Below are 22477 nucleotides of genomic sequence, written 5' to 3'. Positions count from 1 at the left end.
ACTCACCGCGCCGCAGCGCAGTCGATCAAAGCGCGTAGCTCGGCCGATCCGGCAGGCCCAGTTCGCGGCGGATACCGTTCTCGGTCAAGTGGATCGGGTTGTGGGTGATCGGGCCGGTGCCATCGAAGTCGTAAGGCTGGGCGCTGGTCTCCAGGCCCACGGCCTGCCGTTCGGCATTGGGCACCTGACCGCTGTCGGGGCCTTCGCCGCGGTAGGTGCCCGGCAGGAAGGTGCCGTTGACGCCGTTATAGGCATGCGACATTTCGTGGTAGAGGACCACCGACGGCGCCGGGAAGGCATCCATGTGGAAGGACGGGTTGTAGCTGATCGTCACATCGCCGCCCGCGCCCGGGCGCCCATTGACGATGTCGGCATCGTTGCTGAAGGTCTGGGCGTAGCCGTTGTCCTCATTGGACAGTTCCTGGATGGTCACGCTGTTGCCCTTGGTCTCGGCCGCCTTGTCGAACTCGGCGAGCATCTGCTGACCGTTGGGCGAGGCGCGCAGGAAATCCAGTTCCGACTGCATGCGCTGCACGAAGGCATCCGAGCCCTTCACTGCGATGCCGCGGTCGCCGGCGCTGTTGTCGATCTCGACATTGACCACGGTCGGCTTGGCGCCGGTCGCCGCGTTGACCAGGTCCGAGACCTCCGCGTACACCGTCGTCTGCGCGTGGGCGCCCTCGATGGTGTCCTGGCCGTCGCCGGCATACACCGTGGTGCGGCCCTCACCGACGTGGATGGTGTCGTCGCCGCGTCCGGCCGAGATGATGTCGAACTCGCCGCCGCCATGGATGACATCGTCGCCGCGGCCACCTTCGATGTAGTTGGTGCCCGTACCGGCGTGGATGGTGTCGCTGCCGTCGCCGCCGTAGATCACGTTCACGCCGCTACCGCCGTGGATCTCGTTGCTGCCGCCGGTGGTGTGGATGTCGTTGCGGCCGCTGCCAGTCACGCGGATCAGGTCGTCGCCGTCGCCGCTGCTGATGCGATTGTCGCCGTTGCCCTCGACGAGCACGTCGTTGTCGCCCTGACCGGCATCGACAACGATGTTGACGTCGACATTCGGGGCGACCTTGATCGTGTCGTTGCCCTCGCCGGTGCGCAGCGTCAGCTCTTGGCCCTCGCCCAACCGTACCTCGTAGCTTTCGTCATTGACGGTGACATCGAGCGTGCCGTCGTCGCGCTGGCTGACGCCGACATCGTCGTCGCCGCTGCCGGTGGTGAACACGACTTGGTCGCGGCTCACATAGCCCTGGGCCACGGTGCGTTCGCGCGCGATCTCCACCTGCCCGTCCTTGTGCAGCGGATCGATCTGGATCGGCTTGCCGTCCGGGGTACTGCCGGTGGTGCGCTGGCTCGGATTGCTGGCCGTGCCGTCGATCTCGACCGTGCCCTCGGCCGCACGCTGCAGCCCCTGGCGCACGGTCACCTGCGGGCCGTCGTCCTCCAGGCCCTTGATCGGCTGGTTGAGATCGATGCCGTCGGCCGGGCCATCGTGGCGATGCGGGTTGGGATCGAGCGGGTTGTCCCAGTACCCCTGGGTGCTTGCGGACGAAACAGACGTGGGCGACAGCGAATCGAGCGTGGTCATGGCAGGCCTGCGCGAGAAAGGTGGCGTCCATATGTACGCCAGCGTATGGGGCGCCCGTACTGGGGCGTACCCCAGGCCAAACCCGCTTGAAACGGTTTCAGGCGAAACGGACCAATAGCCCTCGCTGCGCCGCAACATGCCTTGCGCGTAGAATGACGGCCCACTTTCCGCACTGGAACCGCAGCAGCATGGGCCTGGATTCCGTCTCCACCGGCAAGAACCCGCCGCACGAAATCAACGTCATCATCGAGATCCCCAAAGACGCCGAGCCGGTCAAGTACGAGGTCGACAAGGAGAGCGGCGCGATCTTCGTCGACCGCATCCTGTCCACGCCGATGCGCTATCCGTGCAACTACGGCTACGTGCCCTCGACGGTCTGCGGCGATGGCGACCCGGCCGATGTGCTCGTCGTGCTCCCGCTGCCACTGGTGCCCGGTTCGGTGATCCGTTGCCGTCCGGTCGGCGTGCTGAAGATGAGCGACGAAGCCGGCAGCGACGAGAAGATCCTCGCCGTGCCGGTCGAGAAGATCTTCGCCGGCTATGCCCACGTTGACGATCTCGACAAGGTGTCCACGCACTGGCTCGAGCGTATCGGCCACTTCTTCGAGCACTACAAGGATCTCGAGAAGGGCAAGTGGGTCAAGGTCGAAGGCTGGGGCGACGCCGCCGAGGCCAAGCAGATCCTGGTCGACGCGATCGAGGCCTACAAGCAGGCTGGTTGATCCGAATCCGGCGTGGTGAGCGCGCCGGAGCCCGCCCGGCGCGCTCGCAAGGCGCTGGGCGCATCGACGCTGCGCCCGCGTGGCGTCCCGCAGGGGGAGAGGCACAGGTGCGCATTCTGTTCGTGGGAGGCAGCGACGGCCTGCCCGCCGGTTTGCTCGAACTGGTCGGCGGCATGGACGCGCGCTGGGACATCACGCATGTCGAAGACGGCGGCGCTGCAATGGCCTTGGCCGCCGAATCGCCGCAGGATGTCGTCGTCGTGGCGCCCACGCTGGCGGACATGTCCGCGGCCATGCTGCTCGGCCAGATCCGGACGCTGCGACCCGAGACCTCGCGTATCGCGCTGATCGGCGCCCAGCCGCCGGCACGCGTGCTCTCGCTCGCCCACCGCTTCCTGCCGCTTCCGGTCGATGACGCGCAGTTGCTCGAGGCCGTCGGCAGCCTCCAGGAACTGCGCGACCTGCTCGACGACCCGGCCCTGCGCACGTGCATCGGCCGCATCGAACGGCTGCCGCCGCCGCCGCAGACCTATCTGGCACTGACCCATGCGCTGGAGGCGGAAGACGCCACCGGCGCGGCCGACATCGCCCGGCTGATCGGCCGCGATCCGGCGATTGCCGCCAAGGTGTTGCAGTTGTGCAACTCGGCCTACTACGCGGCCGGCCGGACGATCGCCGACCTGCGGACCGCGGTGACCCGCCTGGGGCTGTCGACAATGCGCGACCTGGTGCTCGCCAGCGAGGTCTTCGCCCAGCCCGGCCGGATCGACGTCGACCGCCACGCGCTGCAGCAGCGCGCCCTGCACGCCTCGCAGCTCGCGCGCCGGCTACTGCCCGATTCCAGCGCCGAACTCGGCGCGACCGCCGCCCTGCTGGCCGACATCGGCCTGCTGCTGCCCGGCGTCCGCGATCCCCACTTGGAGGTGGTGGCGACAGGCGACGACGCCCGATCCGATGCCCCCGGCCACATCGAGGCCGGCGCCTACCTGCTGGGCCTGTGGGGCCTGCCGATGCCGATCATCGAGGCCGTCGCGTTCCAGCGCGATCCCGCCCGCGCCGGCACACGCGGCTTCTGGATCGCCGGGGCTGTGCACGTCGCCACATCACTCGCGGGCGACCTGCCGCTGCGGGAGGACTATCTGGCACGCGTCGGCGTGCTGGAGCGGCTCGAGGATTGGCGCGCATGGGCGCTCAGCGCCGCCCAGGCATCCGCCGCGCACTGATGCATCGCCTTGGGGCGACCCGCGGTGCGTCAGGGCGCCTCGCTTTCATGCCACCCCTGCCCCGCCTACCTCGTGGATGGCGAGCCACACGACCAACGCCTCCGCTGCAAAGAACTACGGCCCCTTTCGGGGCCGTAGTCTTGTCACGTGCGTTGCTTCGATCGATCAGAAGCGCTGCTGGTACTTCATGTAGGTGAAACGACCGATGTCGAAAGCGGCCTGGTAGGAGAAGCCAGTGGTCGGCTGCGTGTAGACCAGCGGACCGACCTTGTCGAACACGTTGTTCACGCCAATCGAGACGGTGGCGTTCCACGGCGCATTCCAGCGAACCTGGACGTCGTTGAACGTCACCGAGCCGGTCTTGTTCTGCGGAATCGCGTTGTCGTCCTGATCGATGTAGTCGGGCAGGTTACACGTGTCCTCGAAGTAGCACTGCTCCTTAATGCTCGAGAAGTAGCGCGCCGTCCAACTGGCACCGAAATCACCCATATCCCAGTTCAGCGAAGCAACAGATCGGATGCGGAAGTTGCCTCCGAACCCGACCCGCGGCTGGGGCGTGGTGTTATCGGTGCTGTCTGCCTTGATCTCGAAGTTGCTGTAGTACGTCGTCGACCAGTTGACGCCGAAGGTACCGACGCTGGTCTCCGGCATCCGATAATTGACGTCGAAGTCGTAACCCTCGATTTCCCAGTAGCCGGCGTTGCGGCCGATACGGGTCAGATTGTCGACAACGCCGTTCTCGCCACGCGTGAAGTACTGACACTGCGACTGGATATCGTAGACATAGCAGTCCGACAGGATGCCTGACGCAGTGAACGAGGTCACGACGTTGTCGATGCGGGTCTTCCACCAGTCCAGCGACATGCCAAGGCCACTGACGTACTGCGGGCTGTACACCAAGCCAAGCGAGCGGCTCACTGACTCTTCCGGTGTCAGATTCGGGTTGGAGCCACTCAGGAACGGCGTTCCGGTCTGGCCGCCATAAGCGATGGAACCGCCTTGGCCGAGCTGACGGTAGCCCGCGTAGTTGGCGATGTCGGCCGCGCAACGCGCATAGACATCCGGGTTGTTGGCCGCGACGCCACGAACGGTGTCGCAAGGATCGACATAGTAGTCGAAGGTCTGGCCGACGCCGCCGTAGAGATCCGAGACCGACGGAGCACGGAAACCCTGTGCCCACGTACCGCGAACCAGCAGATCCTCGATGGGACGCCAACGGAAGCTGGCCTTGCTGTTGGTCGTGTTACCGAACACGTCGTAATCGGAGTAACGACTGGCCAAGTTCAGCGCGAGCTCCTGCGCACCCGGCATGTCTGCCAGCAGCGGGATGTCGAGCTCAAGGTACGCCTCGTTGACGCTGTAGCCGCCGGAGGTTTCCTGAGCAGCAAGGTTGGTTGAGTTGCCCGTCTGCGCGAAGGCATCCGGCGAGTAGCGTCCCTTGACGCGACGGTTCTCCAGCCCAGCGGCGAAGCCAAGTTCACCCGCCGGCAGCGTCACGATGGAACCGCTGACATTGGCGAAGTAGTTATGAGTCGTCGTCTCCGACGTCGCATTTTCCATCAGGAAAAAGCGACGCTGGATGTCCGGGTTGGCCAGCGAGTTCGGCCCCTCACTGAGCACCGGGCTCCAGGGGGTGCAGTCGGCAAGCGCGATCGGTGCGTCGGGCGTGCCGCACTGGACGACGCCATTACCGTTCAGGAACGACGGGCCGACAGCCTGGCGAACGGCGAGCTTGTTGAAGTCGCCCCGCCCCCGGATGGTCGCGTCGCCGCGGGTGAACAGATAGCCGGCATCCCAGTCGAAGAACTTCTCGCCCACCTCGAACGAACCCTCGAGCGCGGCGCTGAAACGGTAGGTATCGAGACGGCGATCGGTGGTGCGCGGCACTTCCCAGCCACGGCGGCGGAAGTTCAACGTTTCGCCGGTGGGATTGAAGTAGCTATCCGGGCTCATCGGCGTCTGCACGTCAACGGCGCCGCTCTGCAGCGGGTAACCGGCGACCTGGACGCTGGTCTCGCGTCGATTGAAGCTCGCATCCGTCTTCAGACGCAGATTGTCCGTGAAATCGAAATCGGCACTGGTGAAGATCGACGTGCGCTCCATGCCGGTCTTGACCATCATCTGCTCGGCGGCATTGCTCGAGTCACCGATGACGCCCGGGCTCGGATTGACCTGCGGGCGATAATCGGCAAGGTTGGTCGGATCGCCGCCGTCGCGCAGGACAAGCCACGCATCAGCCGCCCTAGCGTTTGGCTGGTTCGGGTTGCGGATGTTGCCGATCGCACCGACCGGCGTGTAGTTGTTGTCTTCGCTCTGCCCCGGATACGAGAAGCGCGAGAACTCACGGTCCTTCGCAAAGACCGGCTCTTCCTTGTCGTACTGCGCGCCGAACACGATCGAACTGCGCTCGCCCTGCGATCCGATGGTGAAGTCGAACGACTGGATCGCACCGTCACCCTGACCGTACTGGCCGTAGTAGGCGTTGGCTTCGGCACCATCGAAATTGCGACGGGTGATGACGTTGATCACGCCTGCGACTGCGTCGGAGCCGTACAGAGACGATGCGCCGTCCTTGAGCACCTCGATCCGCTCGACCATCGAAGACGGAATCGTGGCCAGATCCTGCAGCCCGTCGTTGTTCACACCGAGGCGGCGGCCATTGACCAGGACCAGGGTCCGCTGAGGCCCCAGGTTGCGCAGGTCGACAAACGTACCACCGGGGCTCTCGCCCGAGCTCAGCGGATCGGACCGACTCAGCGACGGGCTACCGGTGGATGCAATGTTCTGCAGGATGTCGCCAACCGACTGGAAGCCCTGATTCTCGATGTCCGTGCGCGAGATCGTCTGGATCGGCTGCGCATTCTCGACATCGACCTTGCGAATACGCGAACCGGTGACCTGGATGCGGTCGAGTTCGGTGGTGCCCTGCGTCTGGGTCTGCGCGCTGGCAGCGACGGGCGCGAGCGCGAACACGATCGCGGCGGGCAGCAGGCCCTTGCGGATCGCGGAGGTGCGAAGGTTCATCAAAATTCTCTCTCCAGAGTGGTTGTGTTACTGACGCGTTAAGACGCCCATCGCACGTTACGTCTGCACACTGGACTCACGCCTTGCATCCTCCACCGTCTGACTTTGCCGAATCTGTCCCTTTCGATGAATGGGAGACGAGGATGCGACTGTCGTCACAACGGCATGTCATGCGCTCGCGTACATCTCGCGGGTCATCCGTTCGCCCGTTGTAGCCTGGCCCGCGGCGCGATACTGACTCGCTGACATACCGTGGTGCGCCTTGAATGCACGGGCGAAGCTGCAACAGTTGTCGAAGCCGGTCGCGGCCGCGACCTCGCCGACCATCATGGACGTGGTCCGCAACAGATGGCCCGCCCGCTCGAGTCGCAGGCGCACCGACAATGCCTGCGGGCTCTCGTCGTACAGTGCGTGGAACGCCTTGGAGAAGTACCAACTGGAGAAGCTCGTCAAATCGGCCAACTCGCTGATACGGACCACCCGGTCGCTATTGCCTTCCAAATAGAGCCTGGCCCGTTGCATGCGGCCGAACACCTGACGCTTTCGGTTTCGCGAGCGGCCCGGACATCGGCGCGCCCGAGCCGCCAGGTCGCGCTGCACGATCGCGAGCTGCAGTAGTAGCGGCCGAACGCTGAGTCGGTCGCAATGCCCCCGCTGAGCCTCCCGCCACAGCCGCAGTAACACGCGGACATCTTGCGGCGAAATGCGGCCGCGCCCGGCATACAAACCGCCGTCGTCCAGCGCCTGCAACTCCGAGAGCGCGCGCGCATCGAGTGCGAGTCCGATACAGATGCCGTGCGGCCCCGCCTGGATCAGCGGCGCGGACTCCTTCTCGAACGCCATCCAGTCCCCGCGACGCATGCGGAATCGACCCTCGCGAGACTCGATCCAACCATCGCCGCGCACCTGCACCCAGACACTGAATGCCGGTGCGGTGACCTGCACCACACCCAGGCGGGACGCGCCGACGCACTGCGCCGGCATCACGACTTGGTCGAATTGAAGCAGATGACCGCGCTGGGACCACGGGGCGATAGACATGCGAGCACACCGGTGACGGAGGAGCGTCCTTTTTGCCATCTGCGCTGCACACTTGCCCGATGGCGCGACTACGCTTTGCCGAATTCGCTCCGATGTTTTTCCGAAATCCTCACGACGCCTTTCTTCTCAATGCCATCAACAACTTAGCGAACAGACTCTGGGACCCACTGCGAGTGATAGGCAGGGGCATCACGCCGATATCGGTTCCGTCTTCCGTCGCGATCGACACCAGCCAGTCCTGCTGGTAACCGCTGAATCCGTTGACCGCACTGCGGTTGGAAGCGTCGAGGCACTGCTGGTCCTCACGACGCAGTCTGTCCTGGCCGATCGCGAATCGAGTCATCCGGGTGAGGCACTGGTCGTCGCTGTCCAGATATGACAACCGCCCGTCGGACATCAGCGCCCAACTGCGGTAGCGCCATCGTGACGGCACGTCCGCGCTGAGACGGCGCGGATGGGTCAGATCGGCAGCCGCGCTCCAGATCCCATTGCCGTCCAGCCGAGTGTAGAGCACCTGATTTCGCCGCGGATCGAACCGGACATGTGAAACGCCATCCAGACGTCCGATCACACGCCAACGGCGATCGTAAGCAATCAGCACTGTCCGCCCCTCGTGTTCCTCCTCGACCACAAGCAACCCACCGTCCGCGCCATACGCAACCTGCAACGGCTGCGCGGCCGGCACCGGAAGTGGTGTCGCGGTGCCTGCTTCCGGCTCGACTTCGACGATGCCGGGCCGGCCTGTCGCGTCCAATGTGGAGACCAGCAAACGCCGACTGTCGGCAGACCACGCCGGCGGCTGCCGCGTATCAGGGCGTACCCCCGGGATCGGACGTAGCGAATCGGGGCGCTCAAGATCGGCCCACCACAACTCGGAACTACCAGAGCGGTCGGACGTGAACATCAACTGCCGGCCATCCGGCGCCACGACTGGCTGGGTGTCGCGCCCCGACGATGCGAACAAGCGTTCGCGATGCCCGGAGGTCGCATCGATCCGGCTGATACCGAACTGCGGCTGCCGATGCACGAAGGCCACCAGATCCGCATCCCGCGCAGTCGCCGGCATCTGCGCATCCTCGACCCCGAGATCGGCGGTCGTCCTGGTCGCCAGGTCCAGGCGGTGTAGGCGTGTTTCGCTATCGATCCTCCTGCCATAGACCAGCGCCTGACTGTCGCGGGTCCAGCTCAGTCCGCGCAACTCCGCACCGATCTGGGTCAATTGCTCGGCGCTCCCCCCCTCGACCGGGATCCGCCACACATCACCGAGCTGCGGATTGCGAACGAAGGCGATCCAGCGACCGTCGGGGGATGCCTTGGGCAGGTAGTCGATGGCACCGGGGACGGTGGGATAGCGCACAGCGCGCCACTGGCCCGTCGCCAGGTCGAAGATCCGCACGCCGCCGCCGTCCGGGCTGCCGGTCATGGTGCCGAACAGCAGCCCGCTGCCGTCGGGCAACCAATCGAAGCTGAGGAGTTCGCTTCCATCGCAACGCACGATCTCTCGCTCCTGCCCCACAGCGTCGGCGGCGGCGAGCATGATCCGACAGCGGCCCGCATCGTCCCAACGGACGAACGCAATGCGCGCCCCGTCAGGCGACCATACAGGCAGATCGTCCCGTTCTCCGGCGGTCGGCACCGACAGCGCCCAAGGTGCGCTACCACTCGTCGCTTGCACCAGGATGGATGCGCTCGGCAATGGCGTCCCGTCATGCAGCGTACGGGCCGAATACGCGACTTGGCTGCCATCTGGCGACAGGCTGGGCGACAGTTCAAATCCTGCAGCGGAGGTCACGAGCCGATACGAGCGCCCCGGTGCAACCGCCGCGGCGGCGTCGGACAGCGGCGGCGGCGGGACCGACGTCGGCGGCGCCAGCAGGACCAGGCTCACGACACAAATCGCCAGCAGCGCGAACACTGCGCCTGCCCACCAACCCGCCTGTCCCTGCATCCGCACCGAATGGGGTCGGGACGGCCCTTCGCTCGCCGACGGAGCCGTCGTCATCGGCCCCCCGGATACCGGCGACGTCGCGTCCACAGGCGCCGGCGATGCCGTCGATTCGCTGTCGACTGTCGACACCGGAACCGTCAACCGATAGCCGCTCTTGGCAATAGTCTCGATGTAACGCCGTCCCTCGGCCGTGCCGAGGTCGCCCTGCCCGAATGCTCTGCGCAGTTGGGTGATCGCCTGGGTCAGCACGTCGTCGGTCGGCAGCGTATCCGGCCAGGCTTCTGCCAGCAGTTCATGCCGCGAGAGCACCGTGCCCGGACTGCGTGACAGGGCGCGCAGCACGGCGGCGGCCTTCGGCGTCACGCGCATGGGCCGGCGCGCACCGGGCATCTCGACCTCGCGCGTCGCGAAATCCACCATACCAACGCCGACACGAAGACGTGGCAGTGGAACGGCGTCCTCTCCATGGCGTGAAACGGTCATGCTGCAATCCCAACTGCTGGGTCGCCAAGCCTAGTCAACAACAGCTGAACGCAGCACGATGTTACGCCAGATCCGGCAAAGCGGACGGGCGCAACACGACAGCATTGTCGGGCGTGCCTGGCGTGACTGCGCTGTCGCCTACGCTCCTTTACGATTGAACTGACATGGGTGGTGGATGTCGTCCGGGGCCGGATCGACGCGGGTGTTGCGTAGCCCCGATGTAGTCTGCGCCGGGACCGGCGCTCGACGAAGCGCTATAGCGGGGGATTCTTCTTCGTAGACCAGTGCCATTGCCCCCATTACAACCATCGCGCTGGAATCGCTCATGACACAGGCCAAGTCCACCACCCCATGCAACGGCGTGTCGCTGCCTGAACGCATTGTCCCCTTTCCGACTTCGATCAGCGCGCAGGCCAGGGCCGCACTGCAGCGCTTGGTCACGGCGCAGGGTGCGCCGGTGAATGCGCTCATGCCCCTGCCCGCGGCGGAAGATACAGCGGCCTGGCAAGCCCTCAGGGACCAGGTGGACAGCCAGTACGCGGCTGCCATGAAAGGCCTGGCCGAGCACCTTCGCGCCAGGGTCGACACCTTGATCCTCGGCGAGGCTGAGATCCACGTCGCCACGCCTGACGCGTCGGCGCACCCCCAGCGCGCCTGTATCGACCTGCACGGCGGCGCCCTGCTGTTCGGTGGTGGCGAGGCCTGCCGTGTCAGCGCGCAGCAACAGGCGGACCGCTACGGTGCCCGCTGCTATGGCGTGGATTATCGCTTGCCGCCCGAGCATCCCTACCCTGCTGCGCTGGACGATTGTCTGGCGGCCTATCGGCATGTCCTGACCCAGCACGCGCCCACCGATATCGTCCTCATCGGGCGTTCGGCGGGCGGCAACCTCGCCCTGGCGATGCTCTTGCGCGGACGCGATGAAGGCCTGCCGATGCCCGCCGGCCTGGTGCTGCTGTCGCCCGAAGTCGACCTGACCGAGTCCGGCGACAGCTTTCACACCAATCGCTACATGGACGTGATGCTCCCCCTCCCGCTGATGCAGATCAATCGGCTCTATGCCGGAGGCGCAGACCTCGGCCATCCCTATCTGTCCCCCTTGTTCGGCCAACTCGACGGCCTGCCGCCGACTTTCCTGCAAACGGGGACCCGCGACCTTTTCCTCTCCAACGCGGCGCGCCTGCATCGCGGGTTGGTCCGAGCCAAGGTCCCGGTCGAGCTCTATCTCGGGGAAGGCATGCCCCATGGCGGCTTCATGGGCGCAACGCCAGAGGATGACGACCTGGCGCAGGAGATCGGCGTCTTCATCGAGGCTCGCTGGCAAACGCAGCGCTGACCCCGGACCGTCCGCGGCCGGAACACAAACGAAAAGCGGGCCATCGGCCCGCTTCTTCGTTTCCCGCGTTGAGCGATTACAGCGCTTGGCTGCGCACGCCGGCCTGGTGCGGATAGCTGGCGAAGATCTCGGCGATCGTCGACCGGATCCGCTGCTCGCGCTGTTCGGGCTTGAGATTGGCGACGCGTCCGACCGCGATGCCCTCCCACACCAACCGCTTCTGCCGCGCATCCACCAGATCCACGTTCATCGTGCCCTCGGTGTAGCGGTAGACGCTGGTGCGCTCGTTCCAGTACGGCACCGCGAAGTAGCCGCGGTGGCGATAGCTGTAGTAGTAGGCGTAGTCGACCGTCGGATAGCTGGTGACATCGGTCCGACGTTCCATGTAGGCGTTGATGTTCACCCACAGGTCCGGGTCGGCCTCGCTGTAGCGGTAGCCGCGGCGCTCCATCTCGGCGCGCACGGCGGCCTTGGTGACCTCGCTGGTCTGGGTTTCGTAGCCGTCCTTCTCGATCGCCAGCGGCGTGTAGAACGACCAGGTGCGATAGGCCGAAAAGTCCGCCCTGGGATCGGCTTCGGTGGTGATGCGGGGCCCGGTCGCGCAACCGGCGAGCAGCGCGAGGCCGCACAGGGCCACCAGCCAGGCGGCCACGCGGGACGTGGAAGTCTTCATCTTGGGGTCTCCCTATTGACGGATGGATCTTGGCGCGCCGCCACGATACCGGCCCTGAACATACGCGGCGCGCCGTCGAGCGGACGCGACGGCCGGACGAATGGTCCATCCGGCCGCCACCGCGGTCACTCGGGCAGGTAGACCTCGGCGCCCTGTGCCCGGAACTGGGCAGACTTCTCCGCCATGCCCGCAGCCAGTGCCTGCTCGGCCTCCACGCCATGCTCGGCCGCGTACTCGCGCACGTCCTGGGTGATCTTCATCGAGCAGAAGTGCGGCCCGCACATCGAGCAGAAGTGCGCGGCCTTGTGGGCGTCCTTGGGCAGGGTCTCGTCGTGGAAGGCCTCCGCCTTCTCCGGGTCGAGCCCCAGGTGGAACTGGTCCTGCCAGCGGAACTCGAACCGGGCCTTGCTCAGCGCGTTGTCGCGCACCTGCGCGCCCGGATGCCCCTTGGCGAGATCGGCGGCATGCGCGGCGATCTTGTAGGCCATGATCCCGTCGCGCACGTCCTCGCGATTGGGCAGACCCAGGTGCTCCTTTGGCGTGACGTAGCACAGCATCGCGGTGCCGTACCAACCGATCATCGCCGCACCGATCGCGCTGGTGATGTGGTCATAGCCCGGTGCGATATCGGTGGTCAACGGGCCGAGTGTGTAGAACGGCGCCTCGCCGCACTCGCGCAGTTGCTTGTCCATGTTCTCCTTGATCAGCTGCATCGGCACATGGCCCGGCCCTTCGATCATGGTCTGCACGTCGTGCTTCCAGGCGATCTTGGTCAGCTCGCCCAGCGTCTCCAGCTCACCGAACTGCGCTGCGTCGTTGGCGTCGGCGATGCAGCCCGGGCGCAGGCCGTCGCCGAGCGAGAACGCCACGTCGTAGGCCTTCATGATCTCGCAGATGTCTTCGAAATGTTCGTACAGAAAGCTCTCGCGATGGTGCGCCAGGCACCACTTGGCCATGATCGAACCGCCGCGCGAGACGATGCCGGTCACGCGCTTGGCGGTCAGCGGCACGTAGCGCAGCAGTACGCCGGCGTGAATGGTGAAGTAGTCCACGCCCTGCTCGGCCTGCTCGATCAGCGTGTCGCGGAAGATCTCCCAGGTCAGCGCCTCAGCGCGGCCGTCCACCTTCTCCAACGCCTGGTAGATCGGCACCGTGCCGATCGGCACCGGCGAATTGCGCACGATCCATTCGCGGGTCTCGTGAATGTGCTTGCCGGTCGACAGGTCCATGACCGTGTCGCCGCCCCAACGGATCGCCCAGACCAGCTTCTCCACTTCCTCGGCGATGCCCGACGACACCGCGCTGTTGCCGATGTTGGCGTTGATCTTGGTCAGGAAATTGCGGCCGATGATCATCGGCTCGCTTTCGGGATGGTTGATGTTGCAAGGCAGGATCGCGCGACCACGCGCGATCTCGTCGCGCACGAACTCCGGAGTGATCGAAGGCGGAATGCTCGCACCGAAGGCCTGACCGGGATGCTGGCTGCGCAGCAGCGCATCGCGCACCAGCTCCAGACGCTGGTTCTCGCGGATCGCGACGTACTCCATCTCGGGGGTGACGATGCCGCGGCGCGCGTAGTGCATCTGGGTCACGTTGGCGCCGGCTTTGGCCGCACGCGGTTGCACGCGCGACGGGAAGCGCACGCCGGCCAGCCGCGGATCGTGTTCGCGCGCCCGCCCGAAGCTCGACGACAGGCCAGGCAGGACCTCGGTGTCGTCGCGCTCGGCGATCCAGGCCGCGCGCAGCGGTGCCAGGCCCGCAGCCAGGTCGATCTTCACGTCCGGGTCGGTGTAGGGGCCCGATGGGTCGTAGACAGTGACCGGCGGATTGTCCTGCCCGCCGAACAGCGTCGGCGTGCGGGTCAGCGCGATCTCGCGCATCGCCACGCGCAGATCCGGGCGCGAGCCCTGGACATGGATCTTGCGCGACCCGGGGATGGGGCGGGTGACCGAATCGGAGAGTTGCTGGGCCTGCTGCAACAAGCTGACGGGCTGGGCGTTCATGGCATTCGTCCTGTTGGATGCCGCATCGTGGGATGCGGGCGTCGCCAGCGAGGGATTCGCAAGGCGGGACGAAGCGGCGGCGCGCCCGGACCGCGTGCCGCTGGCACGCATGCGCGCGCCATCGGTCCGGGGGCCGGCTGCGAAGCTTCCCTACGCCGGTATCAACCGGATCAGGTTCGAAGGGACTGTCTCAACCGACTGACGTCGGTACCCCCGCTTCGGGGCCGATTAGACCATGCGGGGCGCGAACACCCAAGCCGAGACGGGCGCCACCGGCGTCCCGACGCCGTTGTGCGCGGATCAGTCGACGCAGGATCTCCAGGCACCCCGCGGCGCAGGCCTGTACGAAAAACCGGTTGACAACGCGCGCGGCGGCATGATGTGCTGCGGACATGATGCATCGCACCAACGCCTCCCGCCTGTCGACGACCGCCATCCGTGCGGTGGTGCGTGGGCGCGCGGCGGCGGCGATCATCACGACGATCGTCGGCATTACCGGCACCGGTATCACCGGGACCGGGATGTGGACGCGCGCCGCCAGTTGACCTGACCGCCCGCTCCGCATCCCTCCCGGGATGCGGACGCCACGTCCCGCCCGATCGTGATGCGGAGCCCCTTTCCAGGAGCTCCCCATGTCGTCCGCCGTCGCGCTTCGCGCCCAGTCCGTCCCCACCGCCGACGATGCGTCGCCGGCGCTCGCCTGCCATGTCCACAAGTTCGGCGGCACCAGCCTGGCCGATGCCCCGTGCATCGCGGCGCTGGCCCGCCTGGTGCCGGCCGACGCGCGGGTGCGGCCGGTGATCGTGTCGGCGATGTCGGGCACCACCAATGCCCTGATCGCGCTCGCCGACGCCGCCCTCGCACTCGATGACTGGAAGCCGGCGTGGGACGCGCTGCGCCAGCGCCACGTCGCGGCCGCCGACGCGTTCGAACACGAGGCCGACGGCCCGCTGCACGCCGCGCTCGAGGACGAGTTCGCCGCTCTCGCCCACGACCTGCAGAGTCTGCACACCGACGCCGCCGATCGCGACGCGCGGCTGGCGCGTATCCACGGCTGCGGCGAGCAGTTGTCGTCACGACTGGCCCAGGCCGCGCTCGGTCCGGGCTGGCAGCGCCTGGACGCACGCGACGTGCTGGTGGTCCGGCACGGCGAGATGGGCGCGGTCGTCGACTGGGACGCAAGTCGCGCCCGTCTGGCGAGCTGGCGCCTGGCCCACGCCGCGCGCGATGTGGTGATCACCGGCTTCGTCGCCCGCGACGGCGACGGTCGCGACACCACGCTCGGGCGCAACGGCAGCGACTACTCGGCAGCGATCTTCGCCAACCTGTTCGACGCCCAGGCCCTGACCATCTGGACCGATGTCGACGGCGTGCTCTCGGCCGATCCGCGCCTGGTGCCCGATGCGGTCTGTTTGCCGGCGATGTCCTATGCCGAGGCCTGCGAACTCGCCTACTTCGGTGCAAGCGTGCTGCATCCCCAGACCCTGGCGCCGGTACAGGCCCGGGGCATTCCAGTGCGCATCCGCAACAGCCGCGATCCGTCTGCGCCGGGCACGACGATCGCACCGGCGGCCGCGGCAGCGGCCTCGCCCGTCAAGGGCCTGAGCCTGGTGCGTGATGTGGCCGTGCTCGAACTGGTCGGCAATGGTCTGGTCGGCGTGCCCGGCACCGCCGAGCGCATGTTCGCGGCCCTGCATGCGGCCGGCGTATCGGTGACGATGATCTCGCAAGGCTCGTCGGAGCATTCGATCTGCTGCGTCGTGCAGGCCGGCCAGGTCGAGCGCGGCCGCGCCGCGATCGTCGCCGCGTTCGCCGACGCAATCGCCCAGGGCCAGGCCCAGGGGGTGACCGTGACCAGCGACCTGTGCGTACTGGCGGCGGTCGGCGACGGCATGGTCGGGACCCAGGGCGTCGCCGCGCGGCTGTTCGCCGGCCTCGCCCAGGCCCACGTCAACATCCGCGCCATTGCGCAGGGCGCGGGCGAGCGCAACATCTCGGTCGCGATCGCCCAAACCGACGCCACCCGCGCATTGCGCGCCGCGCATGCGGCCTTCTGGCTGTCGCCGCAGACGGTCTCGGTCGGCGTGATCGGGCCAGGCAACGTCGGCCGTGCACTGCTGGCGCAACTGGCCGACGTGGTACCGGCGCTGCGCGAGCGCGCAGGCGTGGACCTGCGGCTGCGCGCGATCGCCAGCAGCCGGCGGATGCATCTCGACGACGCGCCGCTCGATCCCGCCCATGCCGCCGCGACGCTCGACACCACCGCGCCGGCCTGCGACCTGGACGCGTTCGCCGCGCACGTGCGCGCCAGTCATCTGCCGCATGCCTTGATCGTCGACTGCAGCGCCAGCGATGCCGTCGCGGCGAAGTATCCCGAGTGGCTGGCCGCCGGCATCCACGTCGTCACCCCGAACAAGCACGCCGGCAGCGGCGCGTGGGCACGCTATGCGGCGATCCGCGGGGCCCAGCGCGCCGGGGGCGGCCGCTTCCTGTACGAGGCCACCGTGGGCGCCGGCCTGCCGGTGATCCAGACCCTGCGCGGCCTGCTCGATACCGGCGACACGCTGCACGGCATCGACGGCATGCTCTCGGGCACGCTGGCCTGGCTGTTCAATCGCTACGACGGCAGTCATCCGTTCTCCGAATTGGTGCGCGAGGCCCGGGCGCTGGGCTACACCGAGCCCGACCCGCGCGACGACCTGTCGGGCCTGGACGTCGCGCGCAAACTGGTGATTCTGGCGCGCGAAGCCGGCCGGACGCTGTCCCTCAAGGACGTCGCGGTCGAAAGCCTGGTGCCCGAGACCCTGCGCGACGTGCCATTGGCGGCGTTTCTCGACCGCCTGCATGAGCTCGACGCGCCGATGCAAAGCAGGCTCGATGCCGCCCGCGCCGACGGCCATGCGCTGCGTCACCTGGCACGCCTGCAAGGCGACGGCCGGGCCAGTGTCGGCGTGGTCGCGCTACCGGCCGAGCACTCGTGCTGCCACACCCGGCTGACCGACAACCTCGTGCAGTTCCGCACCGCCCGCTACGCGGACAACCCGCTGGTCGTCCAGGGGCCAGGGGCCGGCCCGGAAGTGACCGCCGCGGGCGTATTCGCCGATGTGCTGACGATCGCCCATGCGCTCGGCAAGCAGGCCGGCCTGCCGTTCCTGCGGCATGATGGATGCAACGCGCAGGCCATCGAATCGGCGGCCTGCGGATGACGGCGCAGGCACGAAAGCCGACCCGGCCGCCCCTGGTCGATACGATGTCGATGTCACGATCCAACGCCGCCGACCGGGCGGCAGCAGGAGGCTCCACCATGCCCGAACATCCCTGGGTCGCGGCGTTTGCGCCGGCGAGCGTCGGCAACATCGGCGTCGGCTTCGACCTGCTCGGCCACGCGATCGACGGGCCGCGGGACATCGCCCGGGTACGTCGCATCGCCGCGCCGACCGTCGTCATCGAGGCGATCGACGGCGACGTTGCGGGCATCGACGCGATCCCGCTCGATCCGACGCGCAATACCGCCGGCCTTGCGTTGCAGTCGTTGCGCGAGGCGCTGTCGCTGCCGTACGGCTTCGCACTGCGTTTGGAGAAAGGCATCCCGCTGGGATCGGGGCTCGGCGGCTCGGCCGCCTCGTGCGTCGCGGCACTGGTGGCCGCGAATGCGCTGCTCGACGCCCCCCTGCCGCGCGATGCGCTGTACCCGTTCGCGCTGGACGGCGAAGCGATCTCCAGCGGCAGCCGGCACGGCGACAACGTCGCGCCGATGCTGCTGGGCGGGGTGACCCTGGCCACCGCCGACCGTGCGATCGCACTCGAGGTCCCAGCGACGCTGCACGCGGTCGTCGTGCATCCCGACCAGGTGCTGGAAACGCGCCGGTCGCGTGCGGTGCTCGCCGCCCCCTATCCATTGCACGACATCGTTGCCCATAGCGTGCACCTGGCGCTGTTTCTGACCGGCCTGCAACGCGGTGACCTCGATCTGGTGCGTGCCGGACTGCGCGACGTGCTGGTCGAGCCGCGCCGCGCCGGATTGATTCCCGGGTTCGCGCAGGTCAAGTCGGCCGCACTCGACCACGCCGCGCTCGGCGCCAGCATCTCGGGCGGTGGACCGAGCGTCTTCGCCTGGTTCGCCTCGCGCACCGAGGCCGAGGCCGCTGCACCAGTCATGCGCCAGGCGTTCGCCGACGCCGGTTTCGACGCCCGCACCTATGTCGGTCCAGTGGTTGGCCCACGGGCCGCGCTGCTCGACCCGAGCCCGGTATCGCGGCCGCTTGGCACGCGCGCCGCGCATCTACCCTTCTCCCAGTGACGAGCGCACCATGCATTTCCTGAGCACCCGCGGTGGCGTGCCGCCGACACCGATCGACGATGCCCTCGTGGCGGGCCTCGCGCCCGACGGTGGCCTGTATGTGCCCGCGTCGATTCCTGTCCTCGACCTGGAGGTACCGCGCGCCGCGCTCGCCGAGACCGCGGCCGCGACCCTGGCCCCCTGGTTCTCGGGATCCCGGCTCGAGGCACAGCTACCGGCACTGTGCGACGAGGCGTTCGCCTTCGAGGCGCCGCTGCGCCCGCTGCGCGGCGCCGGTGACCATGTGCTCGAGCTGTTCCATGGCCCGACCGCCGCGTTCAAGGATTACGCCGCCCGTTTCCTGGCCGGTGCGCTGGGCGCGTTGCGCTCGCCCACCGCGTCCGACACCACGATCGTGGTCGCCACCTCGGGCGATACCGGGGCCGCGGTGGCCGCGGCCTTCCACAGGCGGCCGGGCTTCCGTGTCGCCATCCTCTATCCCGAAGGCCGGGTATCTCCGCGTCAGGCGCACGGCCTGGCATGCTGGGGGGACAACGTACGCGCGTTCCGCGTCGACGGCAGCTTCGACGACTGCCAGCGCCTCGCCAAGCACGCGCTGTCGGATGCCGCGCTGCGGGCGCGCGTGCCGCTGGGTTCGGCCAACAGCATCAGTCTGGGCCGTCTGCTACCGCAGTCGGCGTACTACGTGCATGCCGCGGCCGCACATCACGCCCGGCATGGAGAGCCTCTGAACCTCATCGTGCCCACCGGCAACCTCGGCAATGCCTGCGCTGCGGTGCTCGCGCGCGCGATGGGCGCGCCCCTGGGCGAGATCCGCCTGGTCTGCAATGCCAACGACACGCTGCCACGCTTCTTCGCCGGTGCCGACTACGCCGCGCAGCCCACGCGGGCCACGCTCGCCAATGCGATGGACGTCGGTGCGCCGAGCAACTTCGAGCGGCTGCGCCACTGGCATGTCGACGACGCCACGCTGCGCGCCGGTTTCGCCGCAGACAGCGTGGACGATGCCACGATCCGCCGGATCATCGCAGCGGCACCGGCGGGGCACGGCATCGTGTCCTGTCCGCATACCGCGACGGCGCTGGCCGTGCTCGAACGACTGCGCGAAGCCGGCGATACACGCGGCTGGGCGGTCGTTGCGACCGCACACCCGGCGAAGTTCGAAACCATCGTCGAGCCGTTGATCGGACACGACGTGCCGCTACCGCCCGCGCTCGCCGACTGCCTGGCACGCCCCGCGCGCGACACTCCGCTGCCGGCCGATGCGGACGCCCTTGCCGAAACGCTCGAACGCTGGCACCGGACTGCCGACATGGGCTGACCGACGCTCGTTCGGGCGGCGTGCGCCCGAGCAAGCGTCCCAGGCCCGACACACCGGGCGCTGGCCCCCATGCCCAGGGGGTCGGGCGAAGACGCGGGCGGCAGCGACGCCGCTGACGCATCGCCTTGTCCAGCCAGACCGGCTGGACGTTGTGCACAATGTCGATATAATTAGCCGCCATACCATGCGGCGGCTAACCCGATACCGATCCGACCCTTTGCCTCAAGCGTACGGATGAGCATGCGGCGAAGACCACGACGGAGCGACCGGATTCGCCCCATGGCGCGTGCGCAGCTACTGCGACCACAGGCGATCCATACACGCCGGCATCTCCGCCACTCCTGCCATACAACCTGAAACGAAGACCCCAAGCCCATGGCTCACTACCTCGTCGAACTCTATAGCGCGAACGCCGCATGGCGCGCGTTGCCCAACGCCAACCGCGAACGCTTCCTGGCCAGCATCCACGCTGGAATGGGCGGGCTGTCCAGTCTCGGCATTGAGGCCCTGGCGCTGGGCGAAGCGGACGCCGACATCGATCATGCGAGCGGCCACCGTTACTTGGGGCTGTGGCGATTTCCCAACACGACGGCCCGGGATGCCCTACTGGCCGGTATTCGCGATAGCGGTTGGTACGACTACTTTGACCATGTGAACGCGGCCTGCGACGCGGGCGGACTTGCAGACCATCTGGCCGTGCTTGCGACCGCGTAAGCGCGAGGCCCCTGTGCCGCTGACCGAGCACCGGTGCCGTGTGGTGTCCTGGCGCCCAATGAAAAAGGCCCCTGCCGGATGGCAGGGGCCTTCGATAATGCAATGCCGTCGATCAGGGCCGCGAGGTGCGGGTGCCCGTGGCAACCTTCAGCTGCTTGGCGTCCACACTCTTCACGCCTTCGATGCCACGTGCGATCGCAGTCGCGCGATCGATCTGCGCCTGCGACTCGACATCGCCCGACAGACTGACAATGCCGTTGCTGGTCTCCACGCTGATATCCAGACCGGACACATCGCTCGACGCCAGCAGATCGGCCTTGACCTTGGTGGTGATCCAGGTGTCGGACATCGGCTGATGCGAATCGGTCTGCGCGGCAGTGGTGTGATCCTTGCGGTCGTGATCCTGCGCGAGCGCCGAACCGGTGAATGCAACCGCACCTGCAAGCGCGCCGGCCATCAGGGTCTTGTGCAGAGTCATCATTGGGCGTCCTCCGAATCTTATGGTGTGCCGCGAGTCTGCGCAGCCTCCCCGTGCCGGGGGGGTGAAGGCGACATGTTCACGGCGCGCAGCGCGCCCCGTTGTTATCAGCCGCTCATGAATCGTCATCTCCCCCCTGCCGCGCCTGTCACGCAGGCGAGTCTCGAAGCGGCCCGGGCCGCCGGCCTGCGCTGGGTCTGCGATCGCGATCCCGGCCTGTGCCGCCGCCGCGCCGGCAAAGGATTCAGCTATCGCGATCCCGGCGGCGCAGCGGTGCGGGACCGCGAGGTGCTCGCCCGGATCCGGCAACTGGCCATCCCGCCTGCCTACACCGACGTGTGGATCTGCCAATATGCCAACGGCCATCTGCAAGCCACCGGGCGCGATGCACGCGGGCGCAAGCAGTATCGCTACCATCCCGACTGGTCGACCACGCGCGGCCTGGGCAAGTTCGACCGGATCGTCGCGTTCGGCGACGCACTGCCACGCCTGCGCCGTGCGCTGCAACGCGACCTGGCGCGCCCGGGCATGCCACGCGAGAAGGTATTGGCGATCGTCGTGTCGCTGTTGTCGCAGACCTTGATCCGGGTCGGCAACGACACCTACGCCCGCAGCAATGGATCGTTCGGCCTGACCACGCTGCGCAACCGGCACTTCGAGCGGGCCAAGGCCGGCGGCGCGCGATTGCGCTTCCGCGGCAAGAGTGGTCAGGCGCACGACATCGCGATCGACGACGCCCGGCTGTGCCGGCTGGTACGCCGCTGCCAGCAATTGCCGGGGCAGGCGCTGTTCCAGTACATGGACGACGAGGGCGAATGCCGCGGTGTGGATTCAGGCATGGTCAACGACTACCTGCGCGAGGCCATGGGCGAGTCGTTCACCGCCAAGGATTTCCGCACCTGGGGCGGCACCGCACTGGCGTTCCGCCAGTTCGCCGCGCGGCCCCTGCCCACCGGACGCAATGGCGGCCCGCCGAGCGAGCGGGCGCTGGCGCTGCAGGAGAAGCAGGTCATCGCCGATGTCGCCGCGACGCTGGGCAACACGGTGTCGGTGTGCCGCAAGGCCTACATCGATCCGGTGCTCTACACCGCGTGGCGCGACGGCCGCCTGCAGCGCGCAGCCGCCAACGCGCGCGGTCCGCGGCAGTGGGAACAGGCAACGCTCGGCCTGCTGCGCCGCGCCCATCGCGCGGCGCGCAAGCGCTGATCTGCCGGGTCAATGAATTGGTTGTCGACGCAACTGTTGACAGCCCGTCCCGGGCATGGTTTTCTCGACCCATGACGCAGCGCAGCACCCGCATGCAGCTCCCCGCCCGCACCGCCACCGGTGACGGCCGGACCGTCATGTTCGCCGCGACCACCGCGCTTCTTATTGCCGTACTTCTTATTACCGTCCAGTCAGGCGCGGGAACGGGGTTCGTGTAAGAAAAGCGAAACCCAAGGTCGAAAGAACCGAACCCCGCGCCGACAAGCGCGGGGTTTTTTGTTGCCCATTGCCTAGCACCAGAGCGAACCGATGCCCGACACGATGCCCGTCTTCACCCCCGCCCGCAGCGCCGCCCAAGGCGCTCGCGGCGCGGCGCGGGCGTGTCGGACACCTGCACGCACGGGCGCTGCGATG

The 22477-nt window shown here is 67.6% G+C and carries 15 protein-coding genes, 1 pseudogene and 1 riboswitch; of the genes and pseudogenes, 9 read left to right on the top strand and 7 right to left on the bottom strand.

Annotation, left to right across the window (positions count from 1 at the left end; all coding sequences use genetic code 11):
- Nucleotides 1-25: 25 nt before the first annotated feature.
- Nucleotides 26-1591, bottom strand: coding sequence for a M91 family zinc metallopeptidase (locus tag ABE487_RS05875; protein ID WP_346442714.1), 1566 nt, complete (start codon nucleotides 1589-1591; stop codon nucleotides 26-28).
- A 188-nt stretch (nucleotides 1592-1779) separates the two neighbouring features.
- Here ABE487_RS05875 and ppa point away from each other — a divergent pair, with 188 nt between their 5' ends.
- Both ppa and ABE487_RS05865 read left to right on the top strand, forming a co-directional pair.
- Complete coding sequence (gene ppa / locus ABE487_RS05870) at nucleotides 1780-2313, top strand: inorganic diphosphatase (RefSeq protein WP_241945145.1); 534 nt, start codon at nucleotides 1780-1782, stop codon at nucleotides 2311-2313.
- Nucleotides 2314-2420: 107 nt separating this feature from the next.
- Nucleotides 2421-3536, top strand: coding sequence for an HDOD domain-containing protein (locus ABE487_RS05865; RefSeq protein ID WP_346442712.1), 1116 nt, complete (start codon nucleotides 2421-2423; stop codon nucleotides 3534-3536).
- 165 nt (nucleotides 3537-3701) lie between these two features.
- Here ABE487_RS05865 and ABE487_RS05860 read toward each other — a convergent pair whose 3' ends face one another.
- The 3 genes from ABE487_RS05860 to ABE487_RS05850 all read right to left on the bottom strand — a co-directional run bounded on the left by ABE487_RS05860 (nucleotide 3702) and on the right by ABE487_RS05850 (nucleotide 10032).
- A complete protein-coding gene (locus ABE487_RS05860) occupies nucleotides 3702-6560 on the bottom strand; it encodes a TonB-dependent receptor (RefSeq protein ID WP_346447082.1) in 2859 nt (952 codons plus the stop codon).
- A 168-nt stretch (nucleotides 6561-6728) separates the two neighbouring features.
- Nucleotides 6729-7544, bottom strand: coding sequence for a helix-turn-helix domain-containing protein (locus ABE487_RS05855; RefSeq protein ID WP_346451792.1), 816 nt, complete (start codon nucleotides 7542-7544; stop codon nucleotides 6729-6731).
- A gap of 166 nt (nucleotides 7545-7710) precedes the next feature.
- Nucleotides 7711-10032 carry a winged helix-turn-helix domain-containing protein gene (locus ABE487_RS05850; protein WP_346447084.1) on the bottom strand — a complete coding sequence of 774 codons (2322 nt, stop codon included), beginning with the start codon at nucleotides 10030-10032 and terminating at the stop codon, nucleotides 7711-7713.
- A 325-nt stretch (nucleotides 10033-10357) separates the two neighbouring features.
- Between ABE487_RS05850 and ABE487_RS05845 the strand changes: the two genes are divergently transcribed.
- On the top strand, nucleotides 10358-11368 hold the full coding sequence (locus tag ABE487_RS05845; protein WP_346451754.1) for an alpha/beta hydrolase: 1011 nt from the start codon (nucleotides 10358-10360) through the stop codon (nucleotides 11366-11368).
- 76 nt (nucleotides 11369-11444) lie between these two features.
- On the opposite strand, the gene ABE487_RS05840 is transcribed toward ABE487_RS05845, so the two are convergent.
- Nucleotides 11445-12041, bottom strand: coding sequence for a DUF4136 domain-containing protein (locus ABE487_RS05840; RefSeq protein WP_346442704.1), 597 nt, complete (start codon nucleotides 12039-12041; stop codon nucleotides 11445-11447).
- Between the two features lie 125 nt (nucleotides 12042-12166).
- Nucleotides 12167-14044, bottom strand: a complete 1878-nt coding sequence (gene thiC, locus ABE487_RS05835) for a phosphomethylpyrimidine synthase ThiC (protein ID WP_346442702.1) — start codon at nucleotides 14042-14044, stop codon at nucleotides 12167-12169.
- A gap of 129 nt (nucleotides 14045-14173) precedes the next feature.
- Nucleotides 14174-14269: riboswitch (TPP riboswitch) on the bottom strand.
- A gap of 167 nt (nucleotides 14270-14436) precedes the next feature.
- On the opposite strand from thiC, the gene ABE487_RS05830 reads away from it, so the two are divergent.
- The 5 genes and pseudogenes from ABE487_RS05830 (at nucleotide 14437) to ABE487_RS05810 (ending at nucleotide 20379) form a co-directional block, all read left to right on the top strand.
- Nucleotides 14437-14589, top strand: coding sequence for a hypothetical protein (locus tag ABE487_RS05830; protein ID WP_346447090.1), 153 nt, complete (start codon nucleotides 14437-14439; stop codon nucleotides 14587-14589).
- A gap of 87 nt (nucleotides 14590-14676) precedes the next feature.
- A pseudogene (gene thrA / locus ABE487_RS05825) lies at nucleotides 14677-17163 on the top strand (bifunctional aspartate kinase/homoserine dehydrogenase I); the annotation flags it as partial.
- A 185-nt stretch (nucleotides 17164-17348) separates the two neighbouring features.
- A complete protein-coding gene (locus ABE487_RS05820) occupies nucleotides 17349-18344 on the top strand; it encodes a homoserine kinase (protein ID WP_346451752.1) in 996 nt (331 codons plus the stop codon).
- Between the two features lie 10 nt (nucleotides 18345-18354).
- Nucleotides 18355-19665, top strand: a complete 1311-nt coding sequence (gene thrC / locus ABE487_RS05815; RefSeq protein ID WP_346451750.1) for a threonine synthase — start codon at nucleotides 18355-18357, stop codon at nucleotides 19663-19665.
- A gap of 375 nt (nucleotides 19666-20040) precedes the next feature.
- Nucleotides 20041-20379, top strand: coding sequence for a DUF6616 family protein (locus tag ABE487_RS05810; protein WP_346451748.1), 339 nt, complete (start codon nucleotides 20041-20043; stop codon nucleotides 20377-20379).
- Between the two features lie 112 nt (nucleotides 20380-20491).
- Here ABE487_RS05810 and ABE487_RS05805 read toward each other — a convergent pair whose 3' ends face one another.
- Nucleotides 20492-20836, bottom strand: coding sequence for a BON domain-containing protein (locus ABE487_RS05805; RefSeq protein WP_346451790.1), 345 nt, complete (start codon nucleotides 20834-20836; stop codon nucleotides 20492-20494).
- A 138-nt stretch (nucleotides 20837-20974) separates the two neighbouring features.
- Between ABE487_RS05805 and ABE487_RS05800 the strand changes: the two genes are divergently transcribed.
- Nucleotides 20975-22063 carry a DNA topoisomerase IB gene (locus ABE487_RS05800; protein ID WP_346442691.1) on the top strand — a complete coding sequence of 363 codons (1089 nt, stop codon included), beginning with the start codon at nucleotides 20975-20977 and terminating at the stop codon, nucleotides 22061-22063.
- The last annotated feature ends 414 nt before the right edge of the window (nucleotides 22064-22477 follow it).

Source organism: Luteimonas sp. TWI596 (assembly GCF_039674105.1).
In the GTDB taxonomy this organism is placed as follows: Bacteria; Pseudomonadota; Gammaproteobacteria; order Xanthomonadales; family Xanthomonadaceae; genus Luteimonas.
This window is presented reverse-complemented; position numbering and strand designations above follow the sequence as displayed.